The organism is Streptomyces sp. NPDC048191, from assembly GCF_040652655.1.
Lineage (GTDB): Bacteria > Actinomycetota > Actinomycetes > Streptomycetales > Streptomycetaceae > Streptomyces.
This window is the reverse complement of sequence record NZ_JBEZMO010000015.1, coordinates 211,717-221,280: the sequence shown is the minus strand read 5'-3', so window position 1 is coordinate 221,280 and position 9,564 is coordinate 211,717. Positions and strand designations below refer to the sequence as shown.

6 protein-coding genes and 1 tRNA gene are annotated in these 9,564 nt (G+C 70.9%); 3 read left to right on the top strand and 4 right to left on the bottom strand.

Annotation, left to right across the window (positions count from 1 at the left end; all coding sequences use genetic code 11):
- Nucleotides 1–58 precede the first annotated feature (58 nt).
- The 4 genes from AB0D93_RS24665 to sucC all read right to left on the bottom strand — a co-directional run bounded on the left by AB0D93_RS24665 (nt 59) and on the right by sucC (nt 4,115).
- Nucleotides 59–143: transfer RNA gene (locus AB0D93_RS24665), tRNA-Leu, on the bottom strand.
- A 175-nt stretch (nt 144–318) separates the two neighbouring features.
- Nucleotides 319–1,899 (bottom strand): aldehyde dehydrogenase family protein, encoded by a 1,581-nt coding sequence (locus AB0D93_RS24660; protein ID WP_362122798.1) that lies wholly within the window; start codon nt 1,897–1,899, stop codon nt 319–321.
- A gap of 192 nt (nt 1,900–2,091) precedes the next feature.
- Nucleotides 2,092–2,973, bottom strand: coding sequence for a succinate--CoA ligase subunit alpha (gene sucD / locus AB0D93_RS24655; protein ID WP_362122795.1), 882 nt, complete (start codon nt 2,971–2,973; stop codon nt 2,092–2,094).
- 11 nt (nt 2,974–2,984) lie between these two features.
- A complete protein-coding gene (sucC, locus tag AB0D93_RS24650; protein ID WP_362122792.1) occupies nt 2,985–4,115 on the bottom strand; it encodes an ADP-forming succinate--CoA ligase subunit beta in 1,131 nt (376 codons plus the stop codon).
- Nucleotides 4,116–4,386: 271 nt separating this feature from the next.
- Here sucC and AB0D93_RS24645 point away from each other — a divergent pair, with 271 nt between their 5' ends.
- From AB0D93_RS24645 to AB0D93_RS24635, 3 genes are read left to right on the top strand one after another with little or no spacing between them, the layout of a single operon-like run.
- Entirely contained in the window at nt 4,387–6,069 is a 1,683-nt protein-coding gene (locus tag AB0D93_RS24645) for a thiamine pyrophosphate-binding protein (RefSeq protein WP_362122790.1), read from the top strand.
- A 12-nt stretch (nt 6,070–6,081) separates the two neighbouring features.
- Entirely contained in the window at nt 6,082–7,311 is a 1,230-nt protein-coding gene (frc, locus tag AB0D93_RS24640) for a formyl-CoA transferase (RefSeq protein ID WP_362122787.1), read from the top strand.
- Between the two features lie 4 nt (nt 7,312–7,315).
- Nucleotides 7,316–9,460, top strand: coding sequence for an acetate--CoA ligase family protein (locus tag AB0D93_RS24635; RefSeq protein WP_362122784.1), 2,145 nt, complete (start codon nt 7,316–7,318; stop codon nt 9,458–9,460).
- Nucleotides 9,461–9,564: the final 104 nt, after the last annotated feature.

Genomic DNA, 9,564 nt, shown 5'->3' with positions numbered 1-9,564 from the left:
CTGTGGGGCGCGGCCACCTTTAAGGTCGCGGCCCCCATCTGCGTATCGTCAGTGATCGTGTCCGAGGGGGGACTTGAACCCCCACGCCCGATAAAGGGCACTAGCACCTCAAGCTAGCGCGTCTGCCATTCCGCCACCCGGACCAGGTGTCTGTCGCCTGGGCGGGGGTGCTCCCCGCGGCGACATGGACAACAATACCAAGGTTTCGGAGTGCGTTTCACCTGCGTATCCGTCCCGTGAGTGGTGGCCCGGACCGAACCGGGCCGCCGGATCAAGGCCGGATACGGACGGCGAGATCCCGTGCACAGGTGGTGAGGATCAGGGCATGAGCTGGTACTCCGGGAAGTTGCCCGGCAGACGCTCACCCGCCGGCCCCCGGGTGACGGCACGCACCAGAAGCTCGCCGCCGACGAAGGCTCCGCGCCAGGATGCGCCGAACCCGCCGAACAGCTCGTCGCGGTCACCGCGGGAGCGGGGCACGCCGTGCCCGGTCTTGAAGGCGCGGATCTGCGGGGCGAGCCGGTCGTAGGTGGCCCGGTCGTCCGTGGCGAGTGTGGCGACCAGCGCACCGTTGGACGCGTTCATGGCGGCCAGCAGCTCGGCCTCGGTGTCGACCAGGACGATCGTGTCGACGGGGCCGAAGGGTTCCGCGTGGTGCAGCGGGGAGGACGGCGGTGGGTTCAGGAGGGTGACCGGGTGGACGTAGGCGGAGGTGTCCTGGCCCGGCAGGAACCGTCTGTCGTCGGGGCGGCCGCGGTACAGCGGTACGGCGCCCCGCTCCGTGGCCTCGGCGACCTGGTCGGTGAGCTCCTTGGCCTTGGCGGCGTTGATCAGCGGACCGAAGTCCAGCTCGGGTAGGGGGTCGGCGGGGTCGGCGACCGCGAGGGGATGGCCGACGCGGACGGAGCGGACCGCGGGCAGGTAGGCGGCCAGGAACGCGTCGAAGAGGGACCGCTGCACCACGAACCGCGGGTAAGCGGTGCAGCGCTGTTTTCCGTAGTCGAAGAGCTTGGGGATCACGGCGGTGAGCCGCTTCCAGTCGGAGAAGTCCCAGATGCCCCAGGTGTTCAGGCCCTCCTGTTCCAGGATGTGCCGTTTGCCGAGGCCGGCGACCGCGGTGGCGACGTCGGCGCCGGTGTCGCGGCCGCCGACGAAGGACACGCAGCCGATCTCCGGTGCCCGCACCAGGGCGTGGTTGAGCTCACGGCCGCTGCCGCCGACCAGCGTGAGGGGCACCCCTTCGCGGGCGGCGAGCGCCGTGGCGAGGGTGAGGCAGGCCACGCCGCCGTCGGTGGGGGTCTTGGCGATCACCGCGTTGCCCGCGAGGGCCTGCACGAGGGTGGCGTGCACGAGCACGCTCATCGGGTAGTTCCAGCTGGCGATGTTGGAGACAGGCCCGTCCAGCGGGGTCCGGCCGGCGAGCATCGGCCCGATGCCGTCGACGTACCAGCGCACGCCGTCGATAGCCCGGTCCACGTCCGCGAGGGCGAGCCGCCACGGCTTGCCGATCTCCCAGACGAGCAGTAGGGCGAGCAGGTCGCGGTGCGCGGTGAGCGCGTCCAGGGTGGCGCTGGTCCGCGCCCGCCGTTCCGGCAGCGGGATGTGCCGCCAGGCGCGGTGTTGGTCGAGGGCGGCGCGCACGGCCTGCTGGGCGGTGGCGCCGTCGAGGCGCGGGGCCCCGGCTATCGGGGTGCCGTCGACCGGGGTGGTCGCGGGGAGCGTGCGCCCGTCGGGGCGCCAGGCGGCTCCCCAGAGGTTCAGGACACGGTCGTCCCGGAAGGCCTCGGGCGCGGCGGCCAGGCAGCGCCGCCACGCGTCGGCGTAGGCCGTGCCCGGTTTGAGGAATGCGGGGGGCGGGGGGTCGGCGGACGGAGGGTTCGGGGTGAGGGTGGGTGCCATGCGTCAGCTCCGCTCTCGGTGCACGGTCGGGGCGGGGTGGAAAACGCTTCGGTAACGGGCAGGCGTCAGCCGGTGGGCAGGAAACGCTTCGGGACCGGTGAACCGGTCGGTCAGTCGGCGGGCAGGAAAGCGCTCCCGTAACAGGCAGGCGTCAGCCGGTGGGCAGGAAAACGCTCCCGTAAAAGGTCGGTGTCAGCCGGTTCGCTGGGTCTCCAGCACCAGTCGGGCCGTCTCGGTCGGGGTGCGGCCGACGCGGACTCCGGATGCCTCCAGTGCCTCCTGCTTGGCGCGGGCCGTGCCCGAGGAGCCGGAGACGATCGCGCCGGCGTGGCCCATGGTCCGGCCCTCGGGTGCGGTGAACCCGGCGATGTAGCCGACGACGGGTTTGGTGACGTGGTCCCGGACGTAGGCGGCGGCCCGTTCCTCCGCGTCACCGCCGATCTCCCCGATGAGGACGATCAGTTCGGTGTCGGGGTCGTCCTGGAAGGCGGCCAGGCAGTCGATGTGGCTGGTGCCGACCACCGGGTCACCTCCGATGCCGACACAGGTGGAGAAGCCGGTGTCGCGCAGCTCGTACATGAGCTGGTACGTCAGCGTGCCCGACTTGGAGACCAGGCCGACGGGGCCGGGCTTGGTGATGTCGGCGGGGATGATGCCCGCGTTGGACTGGCCGGGGGTGATCAGGCCGGGGCAGTTGGGGCCGATGATCCGGGTGCCGTTCCGTCGTGCGTACGCGGTGAAGGCGACCGTGTCGTGGACCGGGATGCCCTCGGTGATGACGACTGCGAGGGGGATCCCGGCGTCGGCGGCCTCGACGACGGCGGCCTTGGCGAAGGCGGGCGGCACGAAGACGACGGTGACATCGGCTCCGGTCGACCGGATGCCGTCGGCGACCGACCCGAAGACCGGGACCGCCTGCCCGTCGAAGTCGACGCTCTGCCCGGCCTTGCGCGGGTTGACCCCGCCGACGACGTTCGTGCCGGCCGCGAGCATGCGCCGGGTGTGCCGCATGCCCTGGCCCCCGGTCATGCCCTGGACGAGGACCCTGCTCTCCTTGGTGAGGTGGATGGCCATGTCCCGGCTCCTCAGGCGGTGTGGGCGAGTTCGGCGGCCCGGCGGGCGGCGCCGTCCATGGTGGTGGCCTGTTCGACGAGCGGATGGGCGCGCTCGCCGAGGATCGCGCGGCCGCGCGCGGCGTTGTTCCCGTCGAGGCGGACGACGAGCGGCTTGGTCAGGCGGACGGTGTCGACGGCCGCCACGATGCCTTCGGCGACGGCGTCGCAGGCGGTGATGCCGCCGAAGACGTTGACGAGGACGGACTTCACGGCCGGGTCGGAGAGGATCACCGACAGTCCGTCGGCCATCACCTGCGCGGAGGCCCCGCCGCCGATGTCGAGGAAGTTGGCGGGACGGGCGCCGCAGCCGGCGACCACGTCCAGGGTCGACATGACCAGTCCGGCGCCGTTGCCGATGACCCCGACCTCGCCGTCGAGCCGGACGTAGGTGAGGCCGCGCTCGGCGGCGGCGGCCTCCATCGGGTCCCCGTGCCCCTGGTCCCGTCCGCCCCAACGGGCCTGGCGGAAGCGGGCGTTGTCGTCCAGGGTGACCTTGCCGTCGAGCGCGAGGATCCGTCCCCGCGCGGTGCGCACCAGCGGGTTGACCTCGACCAGCAGGGCGTCCTCGCGGACCAGCACCTCCCACAGCCGCACGAGGACGTCGGCGCTCTGCGGCGGCAGCCCGGCCGCGCTCGCGATCCGGCCCGCCGTGGCCGACGTGACACCCTCGGCCAGGTCGACGGGGATCCGCGCCACCGCTTCCGGCCGGGTGGCCGCCACCTCCTCGATCTCCATGCCGCCCTGGGCGGAGGCGATGGCGAGAAAGCCGCCGGTGGCGCGGTCGAGGACGTAGGAGACGTAGAACTCCTCGGCGATGTCGACCGGTTCGGCGAGCATCACGGTGCCGACCCGGTGTCCCTTGATGTCCGCCCCGAGGATTTGACGTGCCGTCAGTTCGGCCGTCGCGGGGTCGGCGGCGAACCTGACCCCGCCCGCCTTGCCGCGCCCGCCCGTCTTCACCTGGGCCTTGACGACGACCCGGCCGCCGAGCCGGCGGGCGATCCCGCGGGCCTCCTTGGGCGAGTCGGTGACCTCGGCCCGCGGCACGGGGATGCCGTGGTCCTCGAAGAGCTGCCGTGCCTGGTGTTCGTACAGGTCCATGTGCGGCTCCTGTCTGCCAGGTCGTCACGGTGCCGCGACGCCTGCTGTCGGTGTGTCACCGCCGGAGCCAGCCGCGGTGAGGGAGAGCGGCCGGATTTCGGTGACCGAAAAGTGCGTACGCCCCCTGGACACCACCCACCGGGATGGGGGATAACAAGCTTCATACAGTATTCGTCGACTGTATGCAATCTACCGCATACAGCATGCCGTACCACGCATGCAGGACCAAGCGAGCCGCCCGACCCCCCTACGAAAGGGACAGGACTTCGCCATGCCCGACGACACCCAGGACGTGATCTCCGGTGGTCATCTCGTTGCCAAGGCGCTGAAGGCCGAGGGGATCGACCGCATCTACACCTTGTGCGGCGGCCACATCATCGACATCTACGACGGCTGCGTCGACGAGGGCATAGAAGTCGTCGACGTACGCCACGAGCAGGTCGCCGCGCACGCCGCCGACGGCTATGCCCGTATCACCGGCAAGCCCGGCTGCGCCGTGGTCACCGCCGGCCCGGGAACGACGGACGCCGTCACCGGGGTCGCCAACGCCTTCCGCGCGGAGTCCCCGATGCTGCTGATCGGCGGCCAGGGCGCGCTCACCCAGCACAAGATGGGATCGCTGCAGGACCTGCCGCACGTCGACATGATGACGCCGATCACCAAGTTCGCGGCGACGGTGCCGGACACCACGCGCGCCGCCGACATGGTCTCCATGGCGTTCCGCGAGTGCTACCACGGCGCGCCCGGCCCCTCCTTCCTGGAGATCCCCCGCGACGTCCTGGACGCGAAGGTGCCGGTGGAGAAGGCGCGGGTACCGAAGGCGGGCGCCTCCCGGGCCTCCACCCGCTCCGCCGGCGACCCCGAGGCAATCGAGAAGCTCGCCGACCTTCTCGTGCACGCGGAGAAGCCGGCGATCCTGCTGGGCAGCCAGGTGTGGACGACCCGGGGCACCGAGGCCGCCGTCGAGCTGGTGCGCACCCTCGACATCCCGGCGTACATGAACGGCGCGGGACGCGGCACCCTGCCGCCCGGCGACCCGCACCACTTCCAGCTCTCCCGCCGCTACGCCTTCTCCAACGCCGACGTCATCGTGATCGTCGGCACGCCCTTCGACTTCCGCATGGGCTACGGCAAGCGCCTCTCCCCCGACGCCACGGTCGTCCAGATCGACCTGGACTACCGCACCGTCGGCAAGAACCGCGACATCGACCTCGGCATCGTCGGCGACGCCGGACTGGTGCTGAAATCGGTGACCGAAGCGGCCGGCGGGCGCGTCAACGGAGGTGCGTCCCAGCGCAAGGAGTGGCTGGACGAGCTGCGCGCGGCCGAACAGGCGGCGATCGAGAAGCGGTTGCCGCAGCTGAAGTCGGACGCGTCGCCCATCCACCCGTACCGCCTGGTCAGCGAGATCAACGACTTCCTCACCGAGGACTCGGTCTACATCGGCGACGGCGGCGACATCGTCACCTTCTCCGGGCAGGTCGTCCAGCCCAAGTCGCCCGGCCACTGGATGGACCCGGGCCCGCTCGGCACGCTCGGCGTCGGCGTCCCGTTCGTGCTCGCCGCCAAGCAGGCCCGCCCGGACAAGGAGGTCGTCGCCCTCTTCGGGGACGGTGCCTTCTCGCTGACCGGCTGGGACTTCGAGACCCTGGTCCGCTACGACCTGCCGTTCGTCGGCGTCGTCGGCAACAACTCCTCGATGAACCAGATCCGTTACGGCCAGGCCGTCAAGTACGGCAGGGAACGCGAACGGGTCGGCAACACCCTCGGCGACGTGACGTACGACAAGTTCGCGCAGATGCTGGGCGGTTACGGCGAGGAGGTCCGTGACCCCGCCGACATCGGGCCCGCGCTGCGCCGGGCCCGCGAGTCGGGCAAGCCGTCGCTGATCAACGTCTGGGTCGACCCGGACGCGTACGCCCCCGGAACCATGAACCAGACCATGTACAAGTGAGGAGCGCCAGTCATGACCAAGGCTCTTGACGGCATCCGCGTCCTGGACATGACGCACGTCCAGTCCGGGCCCTCCGCCACCCAGCTGCTCGCCTGGCTCGGCGCCGACGTCATCAAGCTGGAGGCACCGACCGGCGACATCACCCGCAAGCAGCTGCGGGACCTGCCGGACGTCGACTCCCTCTACTTCACGATGCTCAACTGCAACAAGCGGAGCATCACCCTGAACACCAAGACCGAGCGCGGCAAGGAGATCCTCACCGAACTGATCCGGCGCTCCGACGTCATGGTCGAGAACTTCGGGCCGGGCGCCGTCGACCGGATGGGGTTCACCTGGGACCGCATCAAGGAGATCAACCCCCGGATCGTCTACGCCTCCATCAAGGGGTTCGGCGAGGGGCCGTACACCGGTTACAAGGCGTACGAGGTCGTCGCGCAGGCCATGGGCGGGTCGATGGCGACCACCGGTTTCGAGGACGGGCCGCCGCTGGCGACGGGAGCCCAGATCGGTGACTCGGGCACCGGAGTGCACACCGTCGCCGGGATCCTCGCGGCGCTCTTCCAGCGCGAGCGCACCGGACGCGGGCAGCGCGTCAACGTCGCCATGCAGCACGCCGTGCTCAACCTCTGCCGGGTGAAGCTGCGCGACCAGCAGCGCCTCGCGCACGGCCCGCTCGCCGAGTACCCCAACGAGGACTTCGGCGACGAGGTGCCCCGCTCCGGCAACGCCTCCGGCGGTGGCCAGCCCGGCTGGGCGGTCAAGTGCGCGCCGGGCGGCCCGAACGACTACGTGTACGTCATCGTCCAGCCCGTCGGCTGGAGGCCGCTCAGCGAGCTCATCGGCCGGCCGGAACTCGCCGCCGACCCCGAGTGGGCGACCCCCGAGGCCCGGTTGCCGAAGCTGAACAAGATGTTCCAGCTGATCGAGGAGTGGTCGTCCACCCTCCCCAAGTGGGAGGTGCTGGAGAAGCTGAACGCGCACAACATCCCGTGCGGGCCGATCCTGTCCACCAAGGAGATCATCGAGGACGCCTCGCTCGCCGCGAACGAGATGGTGGTGCGCGTCCCGCACCCCGAACGCGGCGAGTTCGTCACCGTCGGCAGTCCGCTCAAGCTGTCCGACTCCTCCGTCGAGGTGACGGCCTCACCGCTGCTGGGCGAGCACAACGAAGAGGTCTACGTCGGCGAACTGGGCCTCGGTGACGAGGAGTTGCGCCTGCTCAAGTCGAACGGAGTGATCTGACGTGATGGCAGAGGACCGGGAGCTGCGGGTGCGCGCGCTCCTCGACTCGGTGCGCGCCGAGGGCCGTACGGCTCTCACCGCGCCCGAGGGCAAGGTGATCGCCGACGCGTACGGGATCGCCGTACCGGGCGAGGAGCTGGCGACGGACGTGGACGAGGCGGTGGCCGCGGCGGCGCGCCTCGGCGGGCCCGTGGTCATGAAGATCGTCTCGCCGGACATCCTGCACAAGACGGACGCCGGCGGCGTCGTGGTGGGCGTGCGGGGCGCGGCGGAGGTACGGGCCGCGTTCTGCCGGATCGTCGAGAACGCCCGCGCGTACGACGCCGCGGCGCGCATCGAGGGCGTGCAGGTGCAGGAGCTGCTGCCGCGGGGCCAGGAGGTCATCGTCGGCGCGGTCACCGACCCGACCTTCGGGAAGGTGGTGGCGTTCGGGCTCGGCGGTGTGCTGGTCGAGGTGCTGAGGGACGTGACGTTCCGGCTGGCGCCGCTGGATGCCGACGAGGCGCTGTCGATGCTGGACTCCATCCGGTCGGCGGAGATCCTGCGCGGGGTGCGCGGGCAGGCCGGCGTGGACCGGTGGGCTCTCGCGGAGCAGATCCGCCGGGTGTCCCAACTGGTCACGGACTTCCCGGACATAGCCGAGGTGGACCTCAACCCGGTGATCGCCACCGCTCAGGGCGCGGTCGCCGCCGACATCCGGGTGATCCTCGCCGGGAAGCAGCCGCCCCCGCGCAGGACGTACACGCGCGAGGAGATCCTCACCTCCATGCGCCGGCTGATGCAGCCGCGCTCGGTCGCGGTGATCGGCGCCTCCAACGAGCAGGGCAAGATCGGCAATTCGGTCATGCGCAACCTGGTCGACGGCGGTTTCGCCGGGGAGATCCATCCGGTGAACCCCAAGGCCGATGACATTCTGGGCCGCAAGGCGTACAAGAGTGTCACGGACGTTCCCGGTGAGGTGGATGTGGCCGTCTTCGCCATTCCCGCCAAGTTCGTGGCAGCCGCGCTGGAGGAGGTGGGACGCAAGCGGATCCCCAACGCCGTCCTCATCCCCTCCGGCTTCGCGGAGACCGGCGAGCACGAACTCCAGGCGGAGATCGTGGAGATCGCCGAACGGCACGGCATCCGCCTGCTCGGTCCGAACATCTACGGCTACTACTCCACCTGGCAGGACCTGTGCGCCACGTTCTGCACGCCGTACGACGTGAAGGGCGGGGTGGCGCTGACCTCGCAGTCGGGTGGTATCGGCATGGCCATCCTCGGTTTCGCCCGCACCACCAGGACGGGTGTGTCGGCGATCGTCGGCCTCGGCAACAAGTCCGACCTGGACGAGGACGATCTGCTGACCTGGTTCGGCGAGGACCCGCACACCGAGTGCATCGCGATGCACCTGGAGGACCTCAAGGACGGCCGCGCCTTCGTCGAGGCGGCACGGAACACCGTACGCAGGAAGCCCGTTGTGGTCCTCAAGGCGGGGCGCACCGCGGCCGGTGCCAAGGCCGCCGGTTCGCACACCGGCGCCCTCGCGGGCGACGACGCCGTGTACGACGACATCCTGCGGCAGGCCGGGGTGATCCGGGCGCCGGGCCTGAACGACATGCTGGAGTACGCGCGCGCCCTGCCCGTCCTGCCGACTCCCCGGGGCGACAACGTCGTGATCATCACCGGCGCGGGCGGCAGCGGCGTGCTGCTGTCCGACGCGGTGACCGACAACGGGCTGTCCCTGATGGAGATCCCGCCGGACCTGGACGAGGCGTTCCGCCGGTTCATCCCGCCGTTCGGGGCCGCGGGCAACCCGGTCGACATCACCGGTGGCGAGCCGCCGTCGACGTACGAGGCCACGATCCGGCTGGGCCTGGAGGACCCGCGCATCCACGCGCTCGTCCTCGGCTACTGGCACACGATCGTCACCCCGCCGATGGTGTTCGCCGAGCTGACCGCGCGGGTGGTCGCGGAGTTCCGGGAGCGTGGCGTCGAGAAGCCGGTCGTGGCCTCGCTCGCCGGGGACGTCGAGGTCGAGGAGGCCTGCCAGTACCTGTACGAGCGGGGGGTCGTGGCCTACCCGTACACCACCGAGAAGCCGGTGGCCGTGCTCGGCGCCAAGTACCGGTGGGCGCGGGCGGCCGGGCTGCTGGGGGGCGGCTCATGACCTAGGCGAGGAGGGAGCCGGCCGGCGGTGCGCGTCGGCCGGACCCGGGACCCGTGCGCGCACGAAAGGCATTGGACAGGGGGCGCTGGCCAGAACTTTCGACG

What these genes read in the sequence shown, in the direction of transcription:
- AB0D93_RS24660 (WP_362122798.1), bottom strand. Translation starts at nt 1,899, where the DNA reads ATGGCACCCACCCTCACCCCGAACCCTCCGTCCGCCGACCCCCCGCCC.
- sucD (WP_362122795.1), bottom strand. Translation starts at nt 2,973, where the DNA reads ATGGCCATCCACCTCACCAAGGAGAGCAGGGTCCTCGTCCAGGGCATG.
- sucC (WP_362122792.1), bottom strand. Translation starts at nt 4,115, where the DNA reads ATGGACCTGTACGAACACCAGGCACGGCAGCTCTTCGAGGACCACGGC.
- AB0D93_RS24645 (WP_362122790.1), top strand. Translation starts at nt 4,387, where the DNA reads ATGCCCGACGACACCCAGGACGTGATCTCCGGTGGTCATCTCGTTGCC.
- frc (WP_362122787.1), top strand. Translation starts at nt 6,082, where the DNA reads ATGACCAAGGCTCTTGACGGCATCCGCGTCCTGGACATGACGCACGTC.
- AB0D93_RS24635 (WP_362122784.1), top strand. Translation starts at nt 7,316, where the DNA reads ATGGCAGAGGACCGGGAGCTGCGGGTGCGCGCGCTCCTCGACTCGGTG.